This window comes from Bradyrhizobium sp. T-1 (assembly GCF_053592855.1).
Map to the genome: position 1 here is coordinate 566,004 of NZ_CM132115.1, position 24,736 is coordinate 590,739.

18 protein-coding genes and 1 tRNA gene are annotated in these 24,736 nt (G+C 63.2%); 11 read left to right on the forward strand and 8 right to left on the reverse strand.

Translation table 11 applies throughout. From position 1 onward, the window contains the following. Window positions 1-212: 212 nt before the first annotated feature. Together ACWAT4_RS02680 and ACWAT4_RS02685 are read left to right on the forward strand one after the other, a co-directional pair. A complete protein-coding gene (locus ACWAT4_RS02680) occupies window positions 213-2,252 on the forward strand; it encodes a methyl-accepting chemotaxis protein (RefSeq protein ID WP_449729743.1) in 2,040 nt (679 codons plus the stop codon). Between the two features lie 140 nt (window positions 2,253-2,392). Beyond that, complete coding sequence (locus ACWAT4_RS02685; protein ID WP_212445916.1) at window positions 2,393-4,426, forward strand: methyl-accepting chemotaxis protein; 2,034 nt, start codon at window positions 2,393-2,395, stop codon at window positions 4,424-4,426. Between the two features lie 192 nt (window positions 4,427-4,618). Here the strand turns inward: ACWAT4_RS02685 and ACWAT4_RS02690 are convergent, their stop codons facing one another. Continuing rightward, a complete protein-coding gene (locus ACWAT4_RS02690) occupies window positions 4,619-4,990 on the reverse strand; it encodes a DUF3175 domain-containing protein (RefSeq protein ID WP_212445915.1) in 372 nt (123 codons plus the stop codon). A 128-nt stretch (window positions 4,991-5,118) separates the two neighbouring features. Here ACWAT4_RS02690 and ACWAT4_RS02695 point away from each other — a divergent pair, with 128 nt between their 5' ends. From ACWAT4_RS02695 to ACWAT4_RS02705, 3 genes are all read left to right on the forward strand, one after another. After that, window positions 5,119-6,606: an MFS transporter gene (locus tag ACWAT4_RS02695; RefSeq protein ID WP_212445926.1), complete on the forward strand. Its 1,488-nt coding sequence runs from the start codon at window positions 5,119-5,121 to the stop codon at window positions 6,604-6,606. A 3-nt stretch (window positions 6,607-6,609) separates the two neighbouring features. Continuing rightward, a complete protein-coding gene (gene otsB / locus ACWAT4_RS02700) occupies window positions 6,610-7,431 on the forward strand; it encodes a trehalose-phosphatase (RefSeq protein WP_212303929.1) in 822 nt (273 codons plus the stop codon). Window positions 7,432-7,666: 235 nt separating this feature from the next. Beyond that, a complete protein-coding gene (locus ACWAT4_RS02705) occupies window positions 7,667-9,130 on the forward strand; it encodes a trehalose-6-phosphate synthase (RefSeq protein WP_212445914.1) in 1,464 nt (487 codons plus the stop codon). A 45-nt stretch (window positions 9,131-9,175) separates the two neighbouring features. Here the strand turns inward: ACWAT4_RS02705 and ACWAT4_RS02710 are convergent, their stop codons facing one another. Continuing rightward, window positions 9,176-9,517 (reverse strand): hypothetical protein, encoded by a 342-nt coding sequence (locus ACWAT4_RS02710; RefSeq protein ID WP_449731328.1) that lies wholly within the window; start codon window positions 9,515-9,517, stop codon window positions 9,176-9,178. Window positions 9,518-9,714: 197 nt separating this feature from the next. Here ACWAT4_RS02710 and ACWAT4_RS02715 point away from each other — a divergent pair. Beyond that, window positions 9,715-9,804, forward strand: a tRNA-Ser gene (locus ACWAT4_RS02715). A gap of 79 nt (window positions 9,805-9,883) precedes the next feature. On the opposite strand, the gene lpdA is transcribed toward ACWAT4_RS02715, so the two are convergent. From lpdA to ACWAT4_RS02740, 5 genes are read right to left on the reverse strand one after another with little or no spacing between them, the layout of a single operon-like run. Then, entirely contained in the window at window positions 9,884-11,281 is a 1,398-nt protein-coding gene (gene lpdA / locus ACWAT4_RS02720; RefSeq protein ID WP_449729744.1) for a dihydrolipoyl dehydrogenase, read from the reverse strand. A 4-nt stretch (window positions 11,282-11,285) separates the two neighbouring features. Next, window positions 11,286-12,560: a dihydrolipoamide acetyltransferase family protein gene (locus ACWAT4_RS02725; protein WP_449729745.1), complete on the reverse strand. Its 1,275-nt coding sequence runs from the start codon at window positions 12,558-12,560 to the stop codon at window positions 11,286-11,288. 1 nt (window position 12,561) lies between these two features. Next, window positions 12,562-13,575 carry an alpha-ketoacid dehydrogenase subunit beta gene (locus tag ACWAT4_RS02730; protein ID WP_212303616.1) on the reverse strand — a complete coding sequence of 338 codons (1,014 nt, stop codon included), beginning with the start codon at window positions 13,573-13,575 and terminating at the stop codon, window positions 12,562-12,564. A gap of 3 nt (window positions 13,576-13,578) precedes the next feature. Then, a complete protein-coding gene (locus ACWAT4_RS02735) occupies window positions 13,579-14,838 on the reverse strand; it encodes a 3-methyl-2-oxobutanoate dehydrogenase (2-methylpropanoyl-transferring) subunit alpha (RefSeq protein WP_449731329.1) in 1,260 nt (419 codons plus the stop codon). Next, entirely contained in the window at window positions 14,835-15,125 is a 291-nt protein-coding gene (locus ACWAT4_RS02740; RefSeq protein ID WP_449729746.1) for a hypothetical protein, read from the reverse strand. Before ACWAT4_RS02740 ends, ACWAT4_RS02735 begins: the two co-directional genes overlap by 4 nt. A 107-nt stretch (window positions 15,126-15,232) precedes the next feature. On the opposite strand from ACWAT4_RS02740, the gene ACWAT4_RS02745 reads away from it, so the two are divergent. The 3 genes from ACWAT4_RS02745 to ACWAT4_RS02755 all read left to right on the forward strand — a co-directional run bounded on the left by ACWAT4_RS02745 (window position 15,233) and on the right by ACWAT4_RS02755 (window position 17,470). Next, complete coding sequence (locus ACWAT4_RS02745) at window positions 15,233-15,745, forward strand: Lrp/AsnC family transcriptional regulator (protein WP_212303614.1); 513 nt, start codon at window positions 15,233-15,235, stop codon at window positions 15,743-15,745. Window positions 15,746-15,810: 65 nt separating this feature from the next. Continuing rightward, window positions 15,811-15,951: a hypothetical protein gene (locus tag ACWAT4_RS02750; protein WP_449729747.1), complete on the forward strand. Its 141-nt coding sequence runs from the start codon at window positions 15,811-15,813 to the stop codon at window positions 15,949-15,951. A gap of 37 nt (window positions 15,952-15,988) precedes the next feature. Next, complete coding sequence (locus ACWAT4_RS02755) at window positions 15,989-17,470, forward strand: aldehyde dehydrogenase family protein (protein ID WP_449729748.1); 1,482 nt, start codon at window positions 15,989-15,991, stop codon at window positions 17,468-17,470. Window positions 17,471-17,542: 72 nt separating this feature from the next. Here the strand turns inward: ACWAT4_RS02755 and ACWAT4_RS02760 are convergent, their stop codons facing one another. Beyond that, window positions 17,543-21,169: a hypothetical protein gene (locus ACWAT4_RS02760; RefSeq protein ID WP_449729749.1), complete on the reverse strand. Its 3,627-nt coding sequence runs from the start codon at window positions 21,167-21,169 to the stop codon at window positions 17,543-17,545. Between the two features lie 461 nt (window positions 21,170-21,630). On the opposite strand from ACWAT4_RS02760, the gene ACWAT4_RS02765 reads away from it, so the two are divergent. After that, window positions 21,631-23,202: an amidase family protein gene (locus ACWAT4_RS02765; RefSeq protein WP_449729750.1), complete on the forward strand. Its 1,572-nt coding sequence runs from the start codon at window positions 21,631-21,633 to the stop codon at window positions 23,200-23,202. Window positions 23,203-23,425: 223 nt separating this feature from the next. Further along, window positions 23,426-24,727 carry an O-acetylhomoserine aminocarboxypropyltransferase/cysteine synthase family protein gene (locus tag ACWAT4_RS02770; RefSeq protein WP_449729751.1) on the forward strand — a complete coding sequence of 434 codons (1,302 nt, stop codon included), beginning with the start codon at window positions 23,426-23,428 and terminating at the stop codon, window positions 24,725-24,727. The last annotated feature ends 9 nt before the right edge of the window (window positions 24,728-24,736 follow it).

Here is a 24,736-nt window from a genome sequence, read left to right on the forward strand (position 1 = left end):
TGACAAGTGCCGTAAGAATAAGGCGTTTTCCGGTTAGCCGCAACACGCGAGGTCGCAAGCGGCGGCACGGGCTTTCGCAGCGGGGCTCTCCACCGAAGATGCAGGTCGGACGAATTTACCGCCCTTTATTGATTCTGCCTTAGTTTTGCGCATTCCGGTCTGGGGGCGGGGCGCCTCCCGATTGCGGCTGAAGACTAAATGGGGGTTTGGGAATGTCCGGGCGTACCGCGTCGCCGTCTAAGCGCAGCATATTTCCGACCCTCCGGTTCCGCGCCAAGATCATCCTTGGTTTTGCCGCCGTGCTGGCGATCTCTGCCGGCAGCATGGCGTTCGCCTATTTCGGCTTCGAGCGAGTCTCATCCGGCGTCGGGTCCTATCGCAGCAGCGTCTCGGAGGCCGATCTTGCCCGCAATATCGACCGCGAGCTGCTTGGCTACCGCTCGGCCGTCAAATATTTCGTCGTTACCGGCAAGGAAGACGATGCCAAGGCGGCGCTCGACGCCGAGGCCAGCCTGAGGGGCGCCATCGATCAGGCGGTCAAGAGCGCCAAGACACCGGCGCGGCAGGACAGCCTCGACAAGCTCGCGAAGGAGTTCGCGAATTTCTCCGCGACCTTCGCCAAGGTCCTCCAGGCCAAGCGCGACAGCGCGCTGCTGGTGCAGAACCAGCTCTCGCGCCAGGCCAATCTCCTGAAATACAAGCTCGACGATATCGGCAACAACGCCTCCGATTCCGAGGCGCAGGCGATCGAGTTCGGTACCAAGCAGGTCAATGCCCAGTTCCAGACCGCAAGCGCGGCGGCGACCAATTTCGTGCTGACATCCGACCAGGCGATCGCGACCAGCGCGCTGGCACGGCTGAAATTCGTCGAGAACTCGCTCGGCGCGGTCTACTCCATGGACGACAAGATCGTCGCCGGCCTGAAGGACGCCAAGACGATCCTTGGCGCCTATCGCGAAGCGCTGGAGAAGCTGATCGCCAACGCCAAATTGGTCGATGAACTCGTCACCGAGATGAGCGGTTCGGCGGGCGCGATCCTTCGGGGCGCCTCCGCCATGAAGGCGGATCTGGTTGCCGAACAGCAGCGGCTGGATTCGGAATCGGCGGCGACCATCGGCAAGACCGAGCAACTGGTGCTGATGCTGGCCGTCGGCGGCACGCTGCTCGGCGCGGTCCTCGCCTTCCTGCTCGGCACCGGCATCTCCCGGCCGATGATCGCGATGTGCAAGGCGATGCGCGAGCTGGCCTCGGGCAATTTCGACGTCGTGCTGCCGGGCCTCGGCCGCAAGGACGAGATCGGTGAGATGGCCGGCGCGGTCGAGGAGTTCAAGGTTCAGGCGGTGGCCAAGGCCGAACGCGATGCCGCCGCGAGCGAGGCCCAGAACAAGGAGCAGGCAGCAAGCCGCCGCGGCGAACTGATCCGCTTTGCCGATGATTTCGAGAGCGCCGTCGGCGCCATCGTGTCCAACGTCTCGGCCTCCGCCGTGCAGCTTGAATCCTCGGCCTCCACGCTGACCCGCACTGCCGAGACCACGCAGACCCTGTCGAGCCAGGTGGCCGGCGTTTCCGAGCAGGCCTCGAGCAACATGCAGTCGGTCGCCACCGCGACCGAGGAGCTCTCCGCCTCGGTCGAAGAGATCGGCCGCCAGGTCCGCGACTCCAGCCGCATCGCCGAAGCCGCCGTCGTGCAGGCCAAGGAAACCGACGGCCGCATCGGAAAGCTGTCCCATGCCGCCCAGCAGATCGGCGAGGTCGTGAAGCTGATCACGGCAATCGCCGAACAGACCAATCTTCTCGCGCTCAACGCCACCATCGAGGCGGCGCGTGCAGGTGACGCTGGCCGCGGTTTTGCGGTGGTCGCGAGCGAAGTGAAATCGCTGGCGAGCCAGACGGCGAAGGCAACGGACGAGATTTCCTCGCACATCGCGGGCATGCAGGGCGCCACCGCCGAATCGGTCGCCGCGATCAAGGAGATTGGCGCGACCATCGGCCAGATCTCGTCGATCTCGACCTCGATTGCGAGCGCCGTCGAGCAGCAGGGCGCGGCGACGCAAGAGATTGCCCGCAGCGTCCAGAACGTCGCCCAGGGCACCCAGACTGCGGCGACCGACATCGGTCAGGTCAACCGCGGCGCCGCCGAAACCGGCTCGGCCTCCGAGGAGGTGCTGCACTCGGCCAAGACGCTGTCGTCCGAAAGCACGCGGTTGCGTGCCGAGCTCGATCGCTTCATGGCGAATATCCGGGCGGCGTAGGGCCCGCGTCACCTAACCGCAAGTTGCGACGCGGTAAATTTACCGCAGCTTATCCTTTGCCATTTACCGTGCAGAAGAGTCGGGGAGCGGGCTGCTCCCGGGCGGCGCCTGGTTTTCCGCGAATGGAATGGGGTGGGGGAATGTCCGTCAAGTCGAAGCCGAGCTCATCGAAGCTCGTCACCTTGCGTTTTCGTGCAAAAATCATCCTTGGCTTCGTGGCGGTGCTCGCCATCCTTGCCGTCAGCATGACGTTCGCCTATTTCGGCTTCGAGCGAATCGCGGGCGCCGTCGCCTCCTACCGGGCCAGCGTGGCTGAAGCAGACCTCGCGCGGACCATCGATCGCGAATTGATCGGCTATCAGGGACTGACCCGGGCTTACACGCTGACCGGCGCCGCTGACGACGAGGCCGCGGCCAAGGCGGCCGAAGAGAATCTGAAGGCGGCGATTGCGAAGTCGATGTCTGCCACAACGGGCGCGGCGCGACGAGAGGAGGTCGGCAAGCTCGAAGCCGAGTTCAAGCGCTTCACAAAGGTTTTCGGTGAGATCATCACGCTGACGCGTGAGAACAACAAGATCGCGACCGATGAGCTGAACAGCGTCGGCAACAAGATCCGCTTCAAGTTCGACGACCTCGCCGATACTGCGGCGCTCGCCGGCCTCGCATCGGTCCAGACCACAGCCAAGGACATCACCTCGCAATATCTTGCGGTCTCCACCTCGGTCAGTGCCTTCGTCGCCAAGCCGGAGCCGAAGACCGCCGACGGCGTGGTCGCCCGCATCAAGTTTCTGGAGACATTGCTGGTCTCGATCTACGCCAATGATCAGAAGATCACGGACCGTGTCACCGAGATCAGTAATTTGCTGAAGCAGTACCGCGCGTCCTTTGCAAAACTGTCGGAGAATGTGAAGGTCATCGTCAAGGCGAACGGCGAGATGACCAAGACGGCGGCATCCATCCTCAAGCTCTCGGGCGAATTGCGGTCCGACCTGTCGGCCGATCAGCAGCGTATCGAAGCGAGTGCGAATGCGACGATCGGGGAAACCGAGCGGTTGATGCTGATGCTGGCGCTGGGTGGTCTCGCAGTCGGCGCTGTGCTGGCGCTGATGCTCGGCAACGGCATCTCGCGGCCGATGATCGCGATGTGCAAGGCAATGCGCGAGCTGGCCTCGGGCAATTTCGACGTCGTGCTGCCGGGCCTCGGCCGCAAGGACGAGATCGGCGAGATGGCCAGCGCGGTCGAGGAGTTCAAGGTTCAGGCGGTGGCCAAGGCCGAACGCGATGCCGCCGCGAGCGAGGCCCAGAATAAGGAGCAGGCAGCAAGCCGCCGCGGCGAACTGATCCGCTTTGCCGATGATTTCGAGAGCGCGGTTGGCGCCATCGTGTCCAACGTCTCGGCCTCCGCCGTGCAGCTTGAATCCTCGGCCTCCACGCTGACCCGCACTGCCGAGACCACGCAGACCCTGTCGAGCCAGGTGGCCGGCGTTTCCGAGCAGGCCTCGAGCAACATGCAGTCGGTCGCCACCGCGACCGAGGAGCTCTCCGCCTCGGTCGAAGAGATCGGCCGCCAGGTCCGCGACTCCAGCCGCATCGCCGAAGCCGCCGTCGTGCAGGCCAAGGAAACCGACGGCCGCATCGGAAAGCTGTCCCATGCCGCCCAGCAGATCGGCGAGGTCGTGAAGCTGATCACGGCAATCGCCGAACAGACCAATCTTCTCGCGCTCAACGCCACCATCGAGGCGGCGCGTGCAGGTGACGCTGGCCGCGGTTTTGCGGTGGTCGCGAGCGAAGTGAAATCGCTGGCGAGCCAGACGGCGAAGGCAACGGACGAGATTTCCTCGCACATCGCGGGCATGCAGGGCGCCACCGCCGAATCGGTCGCCGCGATCAAGGAGATTGGCGCGACCATCGGCCAGATCTCGTCGATCTCGACCTCGATTGCGAGCGCCGTCGAGCAGCAGGGCGCGGCGACGCAAGAGATTGCCCGCAGCGTCCAGAACGTCGCCCAGGGCACCCAGACTGCGGCGACCGACATCGGTCAGGTCAACCGCGGCGCCGCCGAAACCGGCTCGGCCTCCGAGGAGGTGCTGCACTCGGCCAAGACGCTGTCGTCCGAAAGCACGCGGCTGCGTGCCGAGCTCGATCGCTTCATGGCGAATATCCGGGCGGCGTAGGGCCAGGAAGCGCCTCTGCCTTCACTGTCGTCCTGGCGAAAGCCAGGACCCATTACCCCGGGGGGTAGAATCGTGCAGCGAGCTGGCAACTCTGAGTCCTCGCCAAACTTCCCTCTGGGGTAATGGGTCCTGGATCAACGCTCGGCTTCGCTGCGCTTGTCCAGGACGACGACGGGGCGAAGAGCGCGCGTTTCACTCCCTCCCGAACGCCCGCCTTAGTTCCACCTTCGCCCTCTCCAGCCGCGTGCGCTGCGTCTTTGGCAACGTTTTGCCGGCGCGATTGACATAGAAAGTCAGCATCGACAGCGCCGAGCGATAGGCGCCGGTCTTACGGCGCGCGCTGTGTTCGGCGGAACGCTTCAGCGACGCTGCGATCTTTTTCGCGCTGGTCAGCTTGAACACGCCCCGCTTGAGGTCGAGCGCGTCGCTCTCCCTCGTGACGCGTTGCGACCAACGCTTCGGTGCGGCGCGTTTGATGCTCTTTCGCACGCCGCCGCGGCTCGCGTCGGTCTTCTTGCGTGCAGCTGATTTGCGCGAATGTGTCGTCTTTCTGGCATGAGCCATGCGTCAACTCCTTGCGGCTCCGGCGGAAACGATCGGGATCCGGCAACGTTCCTGAGGGAACCGCCCCTTCTCGCGAACGTTGTCGCAGGTGGCAGGCGGAATGCCGCACCCCACGACCCAGCAACGTGATGGAATTGCAGCAGAGCCCAGCGCTGAACTATGGACCTGCAGTCCCGACGGCGGCTGCGGCCGATCGCATCGTCGAGACCAGCATTCCTGCGCGGCTCGATGCGTTGTCGTGGAGCGGCTTTCACACCCGCGTCGTCCTGGCGCTTGGCATTACATGGATTCTCGATGGGCTCGAGGTGACGCTCGCCGGTGCTCTCTCGGGCGCGCTGAAGCAGAGCCCGACGCTTCATTTCTCAAATTTCGATCTCGGCATCGCTAACTCCGCCTATCTTGCAGGCGCCGTGCTGGGTGCGCTCGGTTTCGGCTGGCTCACCGATCGGATCGGCCGCAAAAAGCTGTTCTTCATCACGCTGGCTCTCTATCTGTCGGCCACCGCGGCCACCGCCTTGTCGTGGGACGTCGCGAGCTACGCGCTGTTTCGCTTCCTGACCGGCGCCGGTATCGGCGGCGAATACACCGCGATCAATTCGACCATCCAGGAACTGGTGCCAGCGCGATACCGCGGCTGGACCGATCTCGTCATCAATGGCAGCTTCTGGATCGGCGCCGCTATGGGTGCGGTCGCGGCCATTGTGCTGCTCGATCCCAATGTGATCAGTCCCGATCTCGGCTGGCGCCTTGCCTATCTCATCGGCGCCACCATCGGCCTCGTCGTACTCCTGATGCGGATGTGGATCCCGGAAAGTCCGCGCTGGCTGATGGTTCATGGCCGGCCCGATCAGGCGCATGCCATCGTCGGCGAGATCGAGCGCTCGGTGATCGGGCACGATCAGGATGCGAGCGACGGGCGCTTTGCCAAGATGCGTCTGAAGATGCGCGACCATACCCCGATCCGCGAGGTCGTGCATACCCTGTTCTCGGCCTATCGCCAACGCGCCCTGGTCGGCCTCGCATTGATGAGCGCGCAGGCCTTCTTCTACAACGCGATCTTTTTCACATTTGCGCTGGTGCTGACGGACTTCTACGGTATCAGCGCTGATCATGTCGGCTGGTACCTGCTGCCGTTCGCCGCCGGTAACTTCCTCGGGCCGTTGCTGCTCGGCCGTCTGTTCGATACGCTCGGCCGGCGTGTCATGATCATGTTCACCTATGGCGTCTCGGGTCTGCTGCTGGCGCTGTCGGGCTATCTGTTCTCGATCGGCGCGCTGAGCGCGCAGGGGCAGACGATTGCCTGGATGGTGATCTTCTTCTTTGCCTCACCTGCTGCGAGCGCGGCCTACCTCACCGTCAGCGAGACGTTTCCGCTTGAAGTCCGCGCGCTGGCGATCGCCGTGTTCTACGCGGTCGGCACCGGCATCGGCGGCGTGGTCGGGCCTGCCCTGTTCGGCGTGCTGATCGACACGGGATCGCGTGCCAGCGTGTTCGCCGGCTATCTGCTGGGGGCCTTTCTGATGATCGCGGCTGCGATCGTGGCGTGGCGCTATGCCATTTCCGCGGAACGAAAATCGCTAGAACAAATCGCGCGGCCGCTCGCGTCCATGGAGTAGACTATGAAATCGGAACTTGCGGAACTGGATCGGAAGCGTCCCATGCTGGAAGATGAAGCGCCCGACGCGGTGCCTGTGCCCCATGCGCTCGTTCCGCATCTCAATGAGACCGCGATCCTGCTCGACATCGACGGGACGCTGCTCGACCTGATGCCGACGCCGCGCGAGGTGTGGGTGCCGCCGGGCTTGTCGGAGACGCTCAACCGGCTGACGGAGCGGACCTCGGGCGCGCTGGCGATGGTCAGCGGCCGTTCGCTCAACGACATCGATCTGATCTTCGCGCCCGATGTATTTCGTGCTGTCGCCGGACACGGTGCGGAGATGCGCCTGTCGCTGGGCAACGAGGCCGACGACGTGCACGCGCCGCCGATGGACAAGGAGCTGAAGCGGCGGCTGGCCGCGATCGCAAAGCTGAGCCCCGGCATTCTGCTCGAAGACAAGGGCTATTCACTGGCGCTGCATTATCGCCTCGCGCCGCATGCGGAGAAAGCGATCTATGAGGCCGTCTCGCTGATCCGCGCTGATCTGCCCAATGCACCGATCGAGGTTTTGCCCGGAAAGTTCGTCTACGAAATCAAGCATTCCGGTTTCACCAAGGCGACCGGTGTGCGCGAACTGATGCAGCACGAGCCGTTCAAGGGACGTCGTCCGATCTTCATCGGTGACGACGTCACCGATGAAACTGTGTTCGCGATCATGCCCGACATGAACGGACTCTCGTTCTCGGTCGGCCGCCGCGCCATCGGCGTCAACGGCCACTTCGACGCGCCGAACGATGTACGCGCGTTCCTTGCGCGTCTGCTCGACGATACAAGGTTGGAATAAGGCACGTCATCTCGGGGCCACATTGTCGGGCACAGTGTTCCGTCGCGCGCGCAATTCACGCTGCGCAACACAGCCGCCAAAACTCTCTTTCTCAACAGGAATTCCCCCGGTTCCCGCAAGGAAACTGGTTCCAACGCGCATGCCTGACTTTGGTTTCATTTCGTAGAAATGATGACAGGAACCATATTGATGAACGGCAGTTAAACGGGGTGGAATGAACAGGAGGGGACGACCTGTGAACTTAGTCGTCGTTTCAAATCGAGTTGCGCGCGGTAAACCCAATGAGCCCATGACGGGTGGCCTCGCGGCGGCGTTGCTTCCCGTCGTGGAGCATTCGGGTGCGATCTGGGTGGGTTCCTCCGGCCGCGTACGCGACGGTCATCAGAAGGAGCCTTTTGCCGAGATCGAAGCGCTCGGCTCAGGTGCGATCGCGACGCTGGATTTGCCGGCGGCGCATTACGGCGGCTACTACGAAGGTTTTGCCAATTCGGCGCTGTGGCCGGCGCTGCATTCGCGCAGCGACCTGATCCGTGTCTCGCGCGAAGATTATGTCAGCTATCGCGAGGTCAACGCGTTCATGGCGCGTGCCTTGATGCGATTTCGCAAGCCGAAGACCGCGTTCTGGGTGCAGGATTATCATTTCCTCGCGCTCGGCGCAGAGTTGCGCGATCTCGGCGTCGATGATCCCATTGGCTTCTTCCTGCATACACCGTGGCCGGTTGCTGCGGTGATGCAGGGCGTGCCGAATCATCGCGAGCTGATCACGGCCATGCTGGCTTATGACCTGCTTGGTTTCCAGACTGAGGCGGATTGTCAGAACTTCCTCGGCTATGCCGGCGCTGAGCTCGGCCTCATCGTCGAAGACGGCGTCGTGCTCTCGCAGCACGGCCGCACGCGTTGCGAGGTGTTTCCGATCGGCATCGATGCGGAAAAATTCGCAGCCTATGCCGCGAAGTCGGCCTCGCATCCCGACGTGTCGCGCCTGCGCCGCAGCTTGAACGGCGAGCGGCTCGCGATCGGCGTGGATCGGCTCGACTATTCCAAGGGCCTCGTCAATCGCATCAGCGCGTTCGACCGGCTCTGGACCGAGCAGCCGCAGTTTGCGCGCAGTATCTCGCTGCTGCAGATCGCCAACCCGTCGCGCGGCGGCATCGAGGCCTATGGCAATCTCCAGAACGAGGTCGCTCGCCTCGTCACCGACGTCAACGGCCGTCATGGCGAGGTCGACTGGACGCCGATCCGCTATCTCAACAAGGGCTTTAGCCAGGCCGTTCTTGCAGGCCTGTACCGCACCGCGCAGGTCGGCGTGGTGACGCCGCTGCATGACGGCATGAATCTCGTCGCCAAGGAATACGTCGCCGCGCAAAATCCAGCGGATCCTGGTGTGCTCGTGCTCTCGAAATTCGCCGGTGCCGCCAACGAGCTCGACACCGCGCTGCTGGTCAATCCCCACGATATCGACGGCATGGCCCGTGCGATCGCGGTTGCTGCTGCGATGCCGCTCACCGAGCGTAAGATGCGCTGGGATGCGATGATGAAGACGTTGCGTGGCCACACCATCCAGCAATGGTCGACGGATTTCGTGGTCGAGCTGGAGAAGTGCCGCACCGAGAAGGTCGCGACCGCCCCGCTCGCGGCACAGCCGCCCCAGGCGCTGCGCTGGTTGAAGTCGGCGATCTCAGGTGTACGGTTGATCTAAGCGAGCTTACTGCCTCTCCCCCGTTCGATGGGGGAGAGGAAAGTCTCAATAGCAATAGGATACCCCATCCAGGATCGCGCATTGCCGCTTGTTCGGCGCGTTCGGATCATCCATCGGCACCATGCCCTTGCCTTGGCCCACGAACACGCCTGGGCCGACATGCACCGAACTCTTGTTGCCGATGATCACGCTCTGATGCGGTGTCGAGCTCGAGCGGGTGCCGTCCGGCCAGAGGATGGCGTCGCCTGATAGCACCCCACGCCGCCCATCGTCACAGGTCACATCGACGCCCTGGCGCGTGCAGGCCTGGGCCCGAGCCGGCGCCGTAAAGCCCGCGACAAGGGCCGAAATCAGGCCAAGAGCGGCGAGGGTCTTGCGGATGGTCATGGTGTCCCCGGTCATATGTTTGGCGCCCTCAGGTGAATCGTCGCGCCAAACCCGCGACTGGTTCAGCCAAGGCAGGTTCCGGACGGGTCCGTGACACGAGATATTCCCCTGTAGATACAATATGTTGCGGAAAATTCGCCCGATTTATCGGCGATCCCTTGCAAAATCATCGGCGCCCCTTCAAGAGAGGGCGCTCCGGAGAGATGGCCGAGTGGCTTAAGGCGCACGCTTGGAAAGCGTGTGTGCGGGAAACCGTACCGTGGGTTCGAATCCCACTCTCTCCGCCATTTGCGCGATTCTGTACGCGCCGCCGGCTTGCTGCTGCTTCATTTGTGGAGGCGTGGCGCACGGAAGATTCCTGCACGTTCAGATGTGAATCGCGTGTCCTAGCGACTTCAGCGCGGCCTCGTGAAAGGCTTCGCTCTGGGTTGGATGCGCGTGGATGGTCATGGCGATATCCTCCAGCCGCGCGCCCATCTCCAGCGCAAGAGAGAAGGCTGCCGAAAGCTCGGCGATGCCGGCACCGACGCCCTGGATCCCCAACAGAAGATGATTGTCGGCGCGCGCAACCGTCCGGATGAAGCCGTCTTCCCGCTCCAGCGTCAGTGCGCGGCCGTTGGTCTTGAACGGAAAGAGGTCCGTCTTGACGTCGAAACCCTTGCTGCTCGCCTCGTCCGGTGACAGGCCGACAGTGACGATCTCGGGATCGGTGAAGCAGATCGCGGGGATCGAAATCCGGTCCCAGGCGCGACGGCGACCGGCAACAATCTCGGCCACCATCTCGCCTTGCGCCATGGCGCGGTGTGCCAGCATCGGCTCTCCGGTGACGTCTCCGATCGCGCAGATGCCGTGCATCGAGGTGCGGCATCGGTCGTCGATTCGGATGAAGGGTCCATCCATGTCGAGATCGAGATTTTCGAGGCCAAAGCCGCTTGTCAGCGGTTTGCGGCCGACCGTGACAAGGATCTTGTCGGCCGCGAGTGACGTCTGCTCACCGTCTGCGGTCTCGATCGCCAGCGCCGTACCGTCCGCGACGAGCGCCTTCGCCTTTGCGCCTGTCAAAACGGTGACCCCGAGCGCGATCAGGCGCCTTGCGACGGGCTCGCCCAGGTCGCGATCATATTGCGGGAGGATGCGTGGCGTGGCCTCGACGACCGTGACCGCGGCGCCGATCTTTGCAAATGCAGTACCGAGCTCGAGACCGATGTAACCGCCGCCGACCACGACAAGCCTCTTCGGGATTTCGGCGAGTGCCAAGGCCTCGGTCGAGGAGATCACGCGGCCGCCGAAGGGCAGAAACGGCAGCGCAACCGGCTCGGAGCCCGTCGCGATCACCACCGTTTCGGCATGGATCACCTGTCGGCCGGATTGTGCTTCGACCTCGACGGTCTTGCCGTCGCGGAAACGGGCATGGCCAGCCACGAGCCTGACACCGGCCCTCTTCAAAAGGCCGGCCACACCGCCGTTCAGACGTCGGACGATATTGTCTTTCCAGGCGATGGTTTTGGCGAAGTCGAGCGACGGCTTCGCCGCGGTAATACCAAGCGCACTCTGGCCCTCCGCGGCGCGCGCGATGGTTTCATACTCACCCGCCGCATGGATCAAAGCCTTGGAAGGAATGCAGCCGACATTGAGACAGGTTCCGCCAGGCTTCTCGGCTTCGACGATGATCGTATCGATGCCGAACTGGCCGGCGCGGATCGCGCAGGTGTAGCCGCCGGGGCCCGCGCCGATGACTAGGAGCTTGCAGGTGATTTCGGTCATCGTTCTATGCGTCAATGAAGATCATGGCAGGTGTCTCCAGCTGTGTCTTGATCCGCTGCACGAACTGGGCCGCGTCGAACCCATCGATGACCCGGTGATCGAAGCTGGACGACAGGTTCATCATCTGACGCGGCACGAAGGCCGCGCCATTCCAATGCGGTCGGATTGCAATGCGGTTGACGCCGACGATTGCGACCTCCGGATGATTGATGATGGGGGTCGTCGCAAGCCCGCCCAACGCACCGAGCGATGTGATCGTGATGGTCGAGCCGGTGAGTTCGTCGCGGGTGGCGCTGCCGTTCCGGGCCGCTTCCGCGAGCCGCGCGACCTCGGCAGCGCAACTCCAGAGGTCGCGCGCTTCCGCATGATGGACGACGGGGACCACCAGGCCGGCTGGCGTTTGCGTGGCGATCCCGATATGAACGCCCGCGTGCTGGTGAACGATCCCGGCCTCGTCGTCGAAATGGGCATTGAGATGTTGCTGCTCGGCGATCGCGCGCACCATGGCGCGCATCAGGAACGGCAACATTGTCAGTTTGGGTTTCCCCGTCTGCTTCTGGCCGTTGAGTTTCGCGCGCAAATCCTCGAGCGCAGTGACATCGACCTCCTCGACATAGGTGATGTGCGGAATGCGCGAGCTCGCAACCGACATCTTCTCGGCGATCTTGCGGCGCAAGCCGACGATCTTGATGTCCGTGACCGCGGCTTGTGTTGGATACGGCGCCGCCGTCGTTCCGGTGCGGCCGCGCGCGAGATGGGCGTCGAGATCATCGTGGGTAATCCGCCCGGCGGGACCCGTGCCGCGAATCTGACGCAGGTCGGCGCCTGCCTCCCGCGCGCGGAGCCGAACCGCGGGGGCGGCCAGAGGTCGATCACCTGCGTGGTGGGCTGGCGCCGCAGGGGGCTGCGACTTCAGCATGTTGGGTGGCTCGCTCGCCGCCATGCGCGAAGCGCTTGCGGCAACGTCAGGTTTTTGGGCCAAAGCGCTTGCCGCGGATGACGGGGGCGTCGCTGCCTCCGTCGCTTGCGCGCTTTTGCCGTCCACCTCCAGCCGAACGAAGTCCGAGCCGATGGCGAGAATGTCGCCCACGCTGCCGGCGAGCCAGATGACGCGTCCGTCCGCCGGCGAGGGGATTTCCACCGTCGCCTTGTCAGTCATGACGGCGCCGAGCACGGCGTCTTCGCGGACGACATCGCCGACCTTCACGTGCCATTCCACGAGCTCGGCTTCCGCAATGCCTTCGCCGACGTCGGGCAGCCTGACCACGCGCTCGGCCATCTCAAGCCTCCAGCGTTTCGATCAATGCGCGGCTGACACGCGCCGGGCCCGGAAAGTAGTCCCATTCCTGCGCGTGCGGGTAGGGTGTGTCCCAGCCGGCGACGCGCGCAATGGGAGCTTCCAGATGATAGAAGCATCGCGTCTGGACCAGTGCGCAGAGTTCAGCACCGAAGCCAGAGGTCAGCGTCGCCTCGTGCACGATGACGCAGCGCCCGGTCTTCTTGACCGAGGCTTCGATGGTGTCGAGATCGAGCGGCAGCAGCGAGCGAAGATCGATGATCTCGGCATCAATACCGGCTTCGGTCGCGGCGGTCTCGGCGACGTGAACCATGGTGCCGTAGGCGAGGATGGTGACGGCCTCGCCCGGCCTGCGGATTGCGGCGCTGCCGAGCGGAATTGCAAAATGTCCGTCGTCGACGTCGGCGAGATCGTGCTTTGACCACGGCGTTACCGGCCGGTCGTGATGACCGTCGAATGGACCGTTATAGAGCCGCTTCGGCTCGAGAAAGATCACGGGATCGGGGTCCTCGATCGCAGAGATCAGCAGACCCTTGGCGTCGCGCGGGTTCGATGGGACGACGGTCTTGATGCCGCAGACATGCGTGAACAGAGCTTCCGGGCTCTGGCTGTGCGTCTGGCCGCCAAAAATGCCGCCGCCGGTCGGCATGCGCACCACCAGCGGGCAGGTGAATTGACCGTTGGAGCGATAGCGCAACCGTGCGGCCTCGGAGACGATCTGGTCGTAAGCCGGATACATGTAATCGGCGAACTGGATTTCGACACAGGGTTTCAGGCCGTAAGCCGCCATGCCCACTGCGATGCCGACGATGCCGAGCTCGCTGATCGGGGTATCGAAGCAACGGCTCGTGCCGTATTTCGCCTGCAGGCCCTGGCTGGCGCGAAATACGCCTCCGAAATAGCCGACGTCCTCGCCGAACACGACGACGTTATCATCGCGCGACATCATCACATCCATGGCGTCGCGAATCGCCTCGATCATGGTCCGCCGTGGCATGGTTCAGACTCCGGCTTCCCGGCGCTGGCGGCGCAGATGCGGCGGCATATCCGCGAATACGCCCTCGAACATGTCGCGCGCCGACGGACGTTGATCGGAATGGAGGGTGCCGTAGCTTTCGGCCTCCTTTTGGGCTGAAATCACGGAGTCCAGGATCTCCGCCTCGGCCTGCTTGTGCCGCTCCTCCGACCAAGCGCCGCGGACGATCAAATGATTCTTCAGCCTGATCACGGGATCTCCGAGCGGCCATGCCTCGGACTCCGTCTTCGGCCGATAGCCCGCGGGATCGTCCGAGGTGGAATGCGCACCGACGCGATAGGTCACGTGCTCGATCAGGGTCGGGCCGAGATTGCGGCGTGCACGCTCGCAAGCCCATTTCGCCACCGCATGGACGGCGAGGTAGTCGTTGCCGTCGACGCGGAGCGCCGGAATGCCGAAACCGAGCCCGCGGGCCGCGAACGTGCCGGAGCCACCCCGCGCGATGCCCTGGAACGTCGAGATGGCCCATTGATTGTTGACGATGTTGAGCACGACCGGCGCGCGATAGGTTGAGGCGAATACGAGGGCCGCGTGGAAGTCGGATTCGGCCGTTGCGCCGTCGCCGATCCAGGCAACGGCAATCTTCGTGTCGTTCTTGATCGCCGAGGCCATCGCCCAGCCGACCGCTTGAATGTATTGGGTGGCAAGATTTCCCGAGATCGTGAAGAAGCCGTGCTCCCTTGAGGAATACATCACGGGCAGCTGGCGCCCCTTCAGGGGATCGTGCGTGTTGGAGTAGATCTGGCAGGCCATCTCGACCAGGGAGTAGCCGCCGGCGATCAAAAGTCCGGCCTGGCGATAAGTTGGGAAATTCATATCCCCCGGATTGAGCGCCTTGCGGAAGGCGCAGCTCACGGCCTCTTCGCCCATGTGCTGCATATAGAACGACGTCTTGCCCTGCCGCTGCGCCATCTGCATGCGCGCATCGAACGCACGCAGCGTCATCATGTGACGCAGGCCCTCGAGCAATTCGCTGTCCGAGAGCGCGCCAGCCCAGGGACCGACGGCCTCGCCGTCGCGATTGAGCACGCGGATGACCGAAAAGGCGAGATCGCGAATCGTCTCGGCATCCACGTCGACGTCGGGACGATTGACCTGGCCTGCGCGCGGAATGCGGATGTTCGAGAAATCCGGCGTCCCGCCCGGGCGAACCGCCGGCTCCGGCACGTGCAGCCTCAGTGGCGGATACTCGGCGGATGGAGCCGCCGCGTCTTGCGGGATCATGTCACCGATGAGGTTGGGGTCGGGCATTGGCTTTCACCTCTCACCTCGATTGCATCGATGCAGAATAACGCACCAACACGGCGAACGAGCCGGTCGATGACGTCGCGGTCATTGATATCTATGGAAGCTGAGATGCGGCAGGCGTTCGCGTCCGCCCGTGCGCTGAGAGCAGCAAGCGGCAACCCTGCGACACGGGTCTGGTCGAGCAGGCGGCCGAGTGCGGCGTGCATATTGCTGGTCTGCAGTTCGAGAACAAACACCGCATGCGTCTCAATTTGTAGGTACATCGTACTGGCAAAAACCAGGATTGTTGTTCTTTTGATCTGGGTGTAGTTTAAAAATGCAGGAGAATTTTTCCATACTTAGGTGGAAAATCCAGAATGGAGTTCTTGGTATGGCGGCGGTCGGACGTATCACGGGGCCTGCCAAAGCGTCTCGCAAGGATGCACTTCGGCTCGACGAGATCGATCGCAAGATCCTGCGTGCCTTGCAGCAGGATGCACGCCTGACGATGGCGCAACTCGCCGACACAATCGGGCTCTCCACCACGCCATGCTGGAACAGGCTGAAGCGCTTGGAGACGCAGGGCTATATCGATGGCTACGTCGCGCTGCTCAATCAGGACAAGCTTGGCTTACCCGAAACGGTCATCATAGAGTTGACGCTCGACCGCCACGACGAGGAGATGCTCGAACGCTTTGGCCAATTGCTTACGAATTTGCCGGAGGTGATCGAGGCCTATCTCACCACCGGCGATTACGATTACATCGTGAAAGTCGCGGTCGAAAGCACCGCCGGCTATGAGCGCTTCCTGCGCGAAAAGCTCTATCGTATTCCCGGCATCCGCCACAGCCGGTCATCGTTTGCCCTGCGATGCCTGAAGAAGCTGACGTCGGTCCAGGTCTAGCAATGGATCAGGACGCTCCCGTCGCGCCCCGATAATGGCTAAAGGATATCTCCTACTATCAGACGATGGCGAGCAAATCCGGGGCATCCAAAGCGATCGCCGACGGTGTCGGCACTGTCATCGCGGCCGTGGTCGAGAGCGGCCATGGCCAGGCCCGCATTTCCGACCTCGCGCGGCTCCTTCGGAAGACGAAGCCGGCAGCCTAGACTGAGAATGAGTGTTGAGACAGGGAAGACTGACCCAATGACAAAGACCGATATCCGATCTCCCGTAGACGGCCGAACCCGCAAGATGTTCGTCGATGGTGCGTGGGTTGAGGCCCGCTCGGGCAAGGTCTTCGAGACGCGCAATCCTGCGACCGGCGAAGTGATCGGTCGTGTTCCGCGTGGAGATGCCGGCGACATCGACATCGCCGTCTCCGCCGCCCGTCGCGCCTTCGTGGGACCATGGAGCCGCTTCAAGCCGTTCGAGCGACAGGCTCTGCTCCTGCGTATTGCCGACCTGTTCGAGAAGCATTGGGAGGAGATCAGCCGGTCCGACACCGCCGACATGGGCATGCCGATCGTCAGGACGCGGGCGAACAAGCTTCGCGTGCTCGGCATGCTCAGATACTACGCCGGCATGGCGACTGCGATTCACGGGCAGACGATCGACAATTCGCTTCCGGGCGACATCGTCTCGTTCACACGGAAGGAGCCCGTCGGCGTCGTCGGCGCGATCATTCCCTGGAACGCGCCCACGGCTGCGTCGGTCTGGAAGATCGGGCCTGCACTCGCGACCGGATGCACCATCGTGCTCAAGCCTTCCGAAGAGGCGCCGCTGACGCCGCTCTTGATCGCGGATCTGATGAACGAGGCAGGCGTGCCGCCCGGCGTCGTCAACGTGGTGACCGGGACCGGCTCGGAGGCCGGTGCGCCTTTGGCCGAACATCCCGGTGTCGACAAGATCGTCTTCACGGGATCCACGGCCACAGGCCAGGCGATCATTCGCGCGTCGGCCGGCAATCTCAAGCGGGTGTCGCTCGAGCTTGGTGGAAAGTCGCCGGTCATCGTCTGCGCCGACGCCGACCTCGATAAGGCCGTGCCGATCGCCGCGATGGCTGCCTTTGCCAATTCGGGCCAGATCTGCATCGCGGGCTCCCGGTTGTTCGTCGAGCGAAAGATCCATGACGAGCTGGTCGAGAGGCTGGGGAAATTTGCTTCGGCCCTGAAAATCGGTGACGGAGCAGATCCCACGACGGAGATCGGACCTCTCGTTTCCGAACGACAGCTCGACAAGGTCGAAGGCTTCCTGAACAGCGGACGCGACGAAGGCGCCAAGGTCGTGACCGGGGGCCGGAGACTGAGAGAGGGGAGTTTCGCGAAGGGAAACTTCGTCGAGCCCACCGTCTTCGCCGGCGTCTCCGACAACATGCAGATCGCCCGCGATGAAATCTTTGGTCCGGTCATTTCCGCTCTGCCGTTCGACACGCTGGATGAGGCCGTAGAGCGAGCCAATGCGACGCCGTACGGGCTTGCGGCGGGTGTCTTCACGCGCGACGTCAGCAAGGCGCACGTCCTCTCGCGTAGCCTGCGTGCAGGTTCGGTTTGGGTGAACACCTATCACGCCATCGATCCCGCGTTACCCTTCGGCGGCTACAAGATGAGCGGATATGGCCGCGAGGGCGGCACCGAGCAACTCGATGAATACCTGAACACGAAGGGGGTCTGGATCAAGCTGGACTGAGCCGGACATTCGTCCAGCTCGCGTCCGGCGTGGGTTTGGCTTTCGTAACGCGCGTTACAGGAGCGCCTGACGTTACACGATCACAAAGTTCGACGCGTGCAATTGGCTGATCGAGGTGTCGACGAAATCGAGAGACCCGGCGTCAGGAACGCTGCCCAGGGCAAGCAGGGTCCCGCCATGCCCGTCGCTCCTCAGCGCGTTCATGACGTCGGCGACGGAGTGGTAATTGCCTACGCCACTTGCGAGCGCGATGACGCCGAGCGGGTCATTGCCAAAGCCGGAGATCGTATCAATCTGGTTGCTGGAGTTGACGGAGACGGTCAGACCCGCGCTGTGATCGCTGATGCTGACATGGGCGGGGCCGTTGATGATGGCCTGATTGCCGAACCCGACAAAGTTAAGCTGGTCTGATCCGCCATTGGCCGTGATGACGTCCAGGCCCATCTGGTTTGTCACGATTGCCTCGGACCCGTTGAGCACCACGTGATTGGCGACCCCGCCGAGTGTGATCGTATCGTGGCCCGCGCCGGCAACGACGTTATCCGCGCCGTTGCCGGCGATGATCGTGTTCGTTCCCGCACCGACGGTAATCTGGTTGACCATTCCGCCGAGGTTCACCGTGTTGTTGCCATCGCCGAGCGTGACACTGTTGGCGCCGCCTCCGCCGGTGACGAGATCGTTGCCATTTCCAAGGATGACCGTGTTGCCAAATCCGGAGAGCGTCACCTGGTCGTTGCCGTTGCCAGCCGTCGTTGTGCTCGCGCCGTCACCCGGGTGGACAACATTCTTGCCGTTGCCCAGGGTGATGATGTTCCCGTATCCGCTGGCGTCGACAGTGTCGCTGCCGTTGCCGAGCGTAATCATGGTGGCGCCCGTCGAGCCCGTCACCGTGATATTGCCGTCGCCACCGGTCACGCGGTTGCCGAACCCCTCCAGATCGACGGTGCTGTCGCCGTTCGACACATCAACCGTGCCGTATAGTCCGGCATAGATTGTGTCGTTTCCACCATTGCTGTGGATGATGTTGAACATGCCATAGGCGTGGATGATATCGTTGCCCGTCGTGCCCTCGATGGTCGCATAACCGGATGCCGGGCCGTTGATTATCGTGGGACCGGCTTGATGTGTGTCGATGACGGTGGTGTGGGCGTCGCTGACGGTCAATCCCACGCTGCTCGTGTCGCTCAACGTGAATGTGGTCGTTGCGCTGCCGTCTCCGTGCGGCGAGGACACAAAGGTGAGGCCGTGCAGCTCGGCGGTCAGCTTGCCGGCGCTGGTCGCTGCAAGTTCGTAGGTTCCGTTTCCAAGCGAAATCAGCCCCGTCCCGGACAGGATGCCGGTCGCGCCCGCGAGCGTGATGATCAGGCCATCCGTTGCTGATGCGTTTGGATCTGTGATCGTGACGGTCGCGAATGGATTGATCGCAGCCTCGTTGCTGCTGGTTTGTCCGGACACGGCTCCAGCGATAGAGGGCAGGGCCGCGGCTCTCAGCAGAATCCCGCCGTTGCCGTCCTTCGTGATGCCGAAATGCGTCACCGACGTATCCGCCAGTGTGAAGGTCTCGCTGACCGTGCCGTTGCTGACCGTGAGCGTCGAACCAGATACGTTCGCCGTCGCGCCGCTCGTATAAGACAGGCCGGAAAGATCGATCTGGTCGCCGAGCGAGATGCCCTTGATCTGGCTTGCAAAGGACGACGAGCCCGAAACCAGCTGCTCGATCTTGAGCGTGCCCTGGCCGGAGAAGTTGATCGCGTCGTCGGACATCGCGCCCGCCTTGAGATCAAGCGTGCCGCCGGCGATCGTGGTCGCACCGGCAATGCCGCCCGCTTCGACGAGTTCTATGGCGCCATGATAAATCGTCGAAGCGTTCGCGGTGCCGTGATCGAGCACGTCAAGCGTGCCGCCGTTCAGAGTGGTGGAGGTGGCGGTGCCGCCGTCCGAAACGGAGAGACTTCCTGAGTTGAGGATCGTGCCGTTCGCCGCGCTGGCGTCGATCGCCGGTGCGCTTGGGTCGTGCGTCGGGTCTGCAAGGAATCCCGAAACCGTCATCACGCCACCATTGATGGTGGCGTTCTCAGCGAGCCCCGCTCCGGACAGGTGCAATTGGCCGCCGCTGCCGATAACGGCCGAATCGACTTCGCTCCTGAAGACGATGCCGTACGGGCCTCCGGGAGGATAATAGACCGTCTCTCCCGAGACGTTGACGACACCGCCCGACTTGACGATCGTGCCGCTGGCAGAGCCTCCGTTGGTAATGTTCTGAACGCCCCCGGCATTGACGGTGGTTGACGTCACGATGCCAGTATCGACATCCTGCTCGCCGCCATTATTGATCGTGGTGTGATCCGCCCGCCCTGGACCCGGCGCATCGTGCATATAAAGGCCGGCGACATGCTGAACGCCGCCCGTGTTGATGGTGGTATAGCTCGCGGTGGATGCAAGCCCGACATCTTGTTCGCCGCCATTGATGATCGTGTTGCTGGCGGTTGCGTCCAAGCCGTAATTGCCAAGGATTTGCTTGCCGCCCGCTAAGATCGTCGTGTTCGTGGCTGCGCCGAACACCCTGAATAGCGTGCCGTTCGATACGGTGAAGCCGTCTTCCGTGTAGCCATAGTCCGCGATAAACGTTGCACCACTCTGGAAGGTTGTATTGGATAGCGTCGCGCCAGCTTCAGCGATGAGTGTTGCGCCTGCAGAGACTGTGCTGTTGTTGAGAACACCGCCGTCCAAAACCTGCAGCGTCACGCTCTTCGCAATGGTAAATCCGCTTTCAATCGTGCCGTCGCCGATCTCGAGAGCGCTGCCGGGGTTGAAGACGGTGCCTGAAAAGTCGGCGTTGCCAAGTACGATGAGGGTTCCGTACTGATTGACGGTCGTGTTGGTCGCCGTCGCGCCAGCGGACAGGTGTATCGTCGCGTTGCTGACTGTCGTGCCGATCGCTGTGCCACCTGCATCCACATTCAGCGTCCCGTAGTTTTGGACGACTGTCCCGGACACCAACGCGCCGTTCGACACCGTCAACGTTCCAAAACCTTCGACGATGGTGCCGGTCGCCATGCTGGCGTCGACGGCCGGCTGGCCAGGGACGTTGGCGAACGGATCCGGTATCGACCCCGAGACCACCATGAGACCGCCGTTGACGACGGCGTTCACTGCAGTCCCGCCGCCGGTGACGTCGAATTCGCCTCCGTGGTTGATGGTTGCGCCGGTCGCCACGCTTTGGATCACCGGCGGGGGATACACCGGCGCCGTCTCTACGGTTTCACCCGAAACTCTGAGCATGCCGCCGGAATTGACGATGGTTCCGCTGGCGCTGCCGCCATTCGTCACGTTCTGGACGCCGCCGGAATTGACAGTCGTCGTCGTTGCGGTGCCCGTGTCGATGTCCTGCTCGCCCCCGCCATTGATCGTGGTGTGGTCAACGGCGCCGGGGGTTGGACCTTCATGCACGAATTCGCCGGTTACGCGCTGCACGCCGCCTGCGTAGATGGTCGTATAACTGGCGACGCCATCCAGAATGACATCCTGCTCTCCGCCAGAGATGATCGTGTGGGTTGCCGTGCTTGTCGAGAACGATCCGCCGACCGTCTGCAAGCCGCCTGTTTCGATCGTCGTGCTGTCGACGGAAGCACCGCCACTGACATCCATCGTATCGCCGCTGTGGATGGTAACGCCACTAGCGGGAGGAATAACCGTCATATGAATGCTCCACGTTCGCTGCTTGGAAAATCAAACGAGCAAAAGCAAAATCATTCGAAGGTTATTCAACTTAAAACTGCAACGACTGATAATGCCTGTCAAGCAGCTGATATTGAGAATCGTGACGTGTGTACGCGAGCATATTGCCCGATGAATTTATCGGCAGCGTGACGAGAGTCGCAGCGGCCCCGCGTCCTCCAGATTTGGGCGAAACGGCGGCGTCGAAAGTTTCGTCGCGGTGTGGCCGGCCGCGCGGCGTTGCGCCGGATCTGCGTCGCTCTCGACTTCCTCCACTTCGCCGAGGGCGTGCCCGTTGGCATGGTCCGGCCACTTTTCCCGAGCTCAGCTATCCCCGACAATTCGTCGCATTGGCCGCTCCGCCTTTGCGCCATGCAGAAACGCCGCTGTACATGCGTCATTACCGTCCGTAACTTTCGCGCTGTAGTTTCAGGAGATGCGACGTGGCGAAGAAGACGGCGACGAAGAAGAGCGCTTCGAAGAAAGTGGCGAAGACCGCGAGCGGGAAGGCATCCGTCCGTGAGCCGGCTCGCTCGAGGCCGGCCAAGAAGGTCGTCAAGAAGGCCACACCGCAAAGATCAGCCGCGGCACGCCGCCCCGAGGGGCCGGCCTGGCAATGGTCTGCGGTGCAGACCGCGGCTGCGATCCGCTCCGGCGCAATTTCCGCAGTGGACACCGTCGAGGCGCATCTGGAGCGGATGCATGCCGTCAATCCCAGGCTGAATGCGGTCGTCGTCGATCTCGGCGAGGAGGCGCTGAAGGCGGCGCATGCGGCCGACAAGCAGCGCACCAAAGGCGGCGAGCTCGGTCTCCTGCACGGCGTACCCGTGACCATCAAGGAGAACGTCGACTACGAGGGCCGACCCAATTTCAACGGCGTTCCCGCCAACAAGAACCTCATCGCGCCGTCGGATTCGCCCGTTGTCCGCAACCTGAAGAAGGCCGGTGCGATCGTCATCGGCCTCACCAACACACCGGAATTCTCCTTCCGCGGCTTCACCGACAATCCGCTGCACGGGCTGACGCTTAATCCCTGGGACCCGAACATCACCTGCGGCGGCTCCTCGGGCGGCGCGGGTTCGGCTGTGGCCGCCGGCATCGGCACCGTCGCGCATGGCAACGATATCGGCGGCTCGCTGCGCTGGCCGGCGCATTGCAATGGCGTCGCCACCATCAAGCCGACGCAGGGCCGTATTCCCGCTTTCAATGCAAGCGCGACGGCGGAGCGACCGATGCTGGCGCATCTGATGTCGGCGCAGGGACCGCTCGCCCGCCACGTCGACGACGTCCGTCTTGCGTTGGAAGTCATGAGCCAGCGCGATCCGCGTGATCCCTGGTGGGTGCCGGCGCCGCTGACCGGCCCGACGCCCAAAGGGCCGATCAAGGTCGCGCTGGCCAAGATTCCAGTGGACATGGACGTTGATCCGGCCGTCAGCGCGGCACTGCGCCAGGCGGCCGATCATCTGGAGCGTTCCGGCTACAGCGTCAGCGAGGTCGAGGTGCCCGACATCAACGGCGTCTGGCAGACCTGGTGCGACATCATCACCAACGAGACAGTGGTGATGCAGGAAGCCGGCATGCTGAAGGTCACGTCGGAAGACTTTCATCGGGCGTGGGGCGGCATGAAGACCAAGGCGAATGTCCTCGACCTCAAGGCCTGGATGCAGGCGACCGCCGCCCGCAGCGGCCATATCCGCGCGTGGCAATTGTTCCTCGAGGATTATCCGGTGGTGCTGGCGCCCACCACGGTGAAGCCGCCGCCGGGTCCGCGCGAGGATGCCGTGAGCGCCGAGCGCGTGCAGGAGATCTTCTGGGGCGAGATCCGCTTCATCTCGGCGATCAACGTGTTGGGATTGCCCGGCGCCGTGGTCCCCGTGGCCGTGCACGACGGCAAGCCGATCGGCGTGCAGCTCATCGCGGGCCGTTATCGCGAGGATCTCGCGCTTGACGCGGCCGCCGCGATCGAGAGGCGCGCCGGCGTGCTGGCCCGCCGGCTCTGGGAAACGATGGCCTGATCCGGCGCTGTCGCGCGCCGGCTTGCCGGTGACGCCAGCGGAATAGTTAATCCAAATTGACTCAAATTTTAGCCAAGTTACCAACAAGCATTAGGGTTACTTCCTCGATGTCTAAGCGAATTATTGTCCGCTTTACCACCCGCCTCTAACAGAGGAACGGCGGACAACGCACATGCCTCATACAGGCCAATAAGTGCGGCCCGCGCCACGCGGAGGTGGTACGATGCGCAACGAGACGATTGCTATTCACGCCGGCTACGAGCCCGAAGCCACCACGCACGCGGTTGCCGTGCCGATCTATCAGACCGCGGCCTACGCTTTCGACAGCGCCGATCATGGCGCAGCGCTCTTCAATCTCGAGGCCGAAGGTTTCCGCTACAGTCGCATCGCCAATCCGACCAGCGCCGTGCTGGAGAAGCGCATCGCCCAGCTCGAAGGCGGCGTCGGCGCGCTCGCGGTTGCGACCGGCCAGGCTGCGCTGCATTTCGCCTTCGTTAACGTCGCCGATCACGGCGGCAACATCGTCTCCGTGCCGCAGCTCTATGGCACCACCCACACGCTACTCTCGCACATCCTGCCGCGGCAGGGCATCACCGGCCGCTTCGCCGAGAGTGACGCGCCCGATGCGGTCGCGAAGCTGATCGACGAGAACACCCGCGCCGTGTTCGCCGAAACCATCGGCAATCCTGCCGGTAATGTCTGCGATATCGAGGCGCTGGCCAAGATCGCGCATGCCCATGGTGTGCCGCTGATCGTCGACAACACGGTCGCTACGCCGATCCTGCTCAAGCCGTTCGACTACGGCGCCGACATCGCGGTGCATTCGCTGACCAAATTCCTGGGCGGCCACGGCACCACGCTCGGCGGCGCCATCGTCGATTCCGGAAATTTCCCCTGGGCCAAGCACGCCGACCGGTTCCCGGCCTATAACAAGCCGGATGCCTCCTATCACGGCCTCGTCTATGCCGAGCGCTTCGGCAGGACCGCCTATATCGAGCGCGCGCGCAGCGTCTATCAGCGCACCATGGGCTCGGTGCTATCGCCGTTCAATGCGTTCCTGTTGCTGCAGGGTATCGAGACCGTGGCGCTGCGCATGGAGCGCCATTGCGAGAATGCCCGCAAGGTTGCCGAATTCCTCCGTGCCGATCCGCGCGTTGCCTGGGTGAACTACACCGGCTTCCCGGACAGCCCCCATTATCCGCTGGTTCAGAGATATCTCGACGGCAATGCCTCCTCGCTGTTCACCTTCGGCATCAAGGGCGGCATGGAGGCCGGCAAGACTTTCTATGACGCGCTGAAGCTGATCACGCGCCTCGTCAACATCGGCGATGCCAAGTCGCTGGCCTGCCATCCGGCCTCGACCACGCACCGGCAGATGTCGCCGGAGCAGCAACGCACAGCTGGCGTGCTGCCGGAGACGATCCGCCTCTCGATCGGCATCGAGCATGCCGCCGATATCATCGAGGACATCGATCAGGCGCTCGAAAAGGCTTGTCCCACCGCGCGTCTCCAGGCTGCGGAGTAGGCAGCCGGG

Bases quoted from the DNA above. Each gene is read 5' to 3' on its own strand.
- ACWAT4_RS02680 (WP_449729743.1), top strand. From the start codon at position 213: ATGTCCGGGCGTACCGCGTCGCCGTCTAAGCGCAGCATATTTCCGACC.
- ACWAT4_RS02685 (WP_212445916.1), top strand. From the start codon at position 2,393: ATGTCCGTCAAGTCGAAGCCGAGCTCATCGAAGCTCGTCACCTTGCGT.
- ACWAT4_RS02690 (WP_212445915.1), bottom strand. From the start codon at position 4,990: ATGGCTCATGCCAGAAAGACGACACATTCGCGCAAATCAGCTGCACGC.
- ACWAT4_RS02695 (WP_212445926.1), top strand. From the start codon at position 5,119: ATGGAATTGCAGCAGAGCCCAGCGCTGAACTATGGACCTGCAGTCCCG.
- otsB (WP_212303929.1), top strand. From the start codon at position 6,610: ATGAAATCGGAACTTGCGGAACTGGATCGGAAGCGTCCCATGCTGGAA.
- ACWAT4_RS02710 (WP_449731328.1), bottom strand. From the start codon at position 9,517: ATGACCATCCGCAAGACCCTCGCCGCTCTTGGCCTGATTTCGGCCCTT.
- lpdA (WP_449729744.1), bottom strand. From the start codon at position 11,281: ATGACCGAAATCACCTGCAAGCTCCTAGTCATCGGCGCGGGCCCCGGC.
- ACWAT4_RS02725 (WP_449729745.1), bottom strand. From the start codon at position 12,560: ATGGCCGAGCGCGTGGTCAGGCTGCCCGACGTCGGCGAAGGCATTGCG.
- ACWAT4_RS02730 (WP_212303616.1), bottom strand. From the start codon at position 13,575: ATGCCACGGCGGACCATGATCGAGGCGATTCGCGACGCCATGGATGTG.
- ACWAT4_RS02735 (WP_449731329.1), bottom strand. From the start codon at position 14,838: ATGATCCCGCAAGACGCGGCGGCTCCATCCGCCGAGTATCCGCCACTG.
- ACWAT4_RS02740 (WP_449729746.1), bottom strand. From the start codon at position 15,125: ATGTACCTACAAATTGAGACGCATGCGGTGTTTGTTCTCGAACTGCAG.
- ACWAT4_RS02745 (WP_212303614.1), top strand. From the start codon at position 15,233: ATGGCGGCGGTCGGACGTATCACGGGGCCTGCCAAAGCGTCTCGCAAG.
- ACWAT4_RS02750 (WP_449729747.1), top strand. From the start codon at position 15,811: ATGGCGAGCAAATCCGGGGCATCCAAAGCGATCGCCGACGGTGTCGGC.
- ACWAT4_RS02755 (WP_449729748.1), top strand. From the start codon at position 15,989: ATGACAAAGACCGATATCCGATCTCCCGTAGACGGCCGAACCCGCAAG.
- ACWAT4_RS02760 (WP_449729749.1), bottom strand. From the start codon at position 21,169: ATGACGGTTATTCCTCCCGCTAGTGGCGTTACCATCCACAGCGGCGAT.
- ACWAT4_RS02770 (WP_449729751.1), top strand. From the start codon at position 23,426: ATGCGCAACGAGACGATTGCTATTCACGCCGGCTACGAGCCCGAAGCC.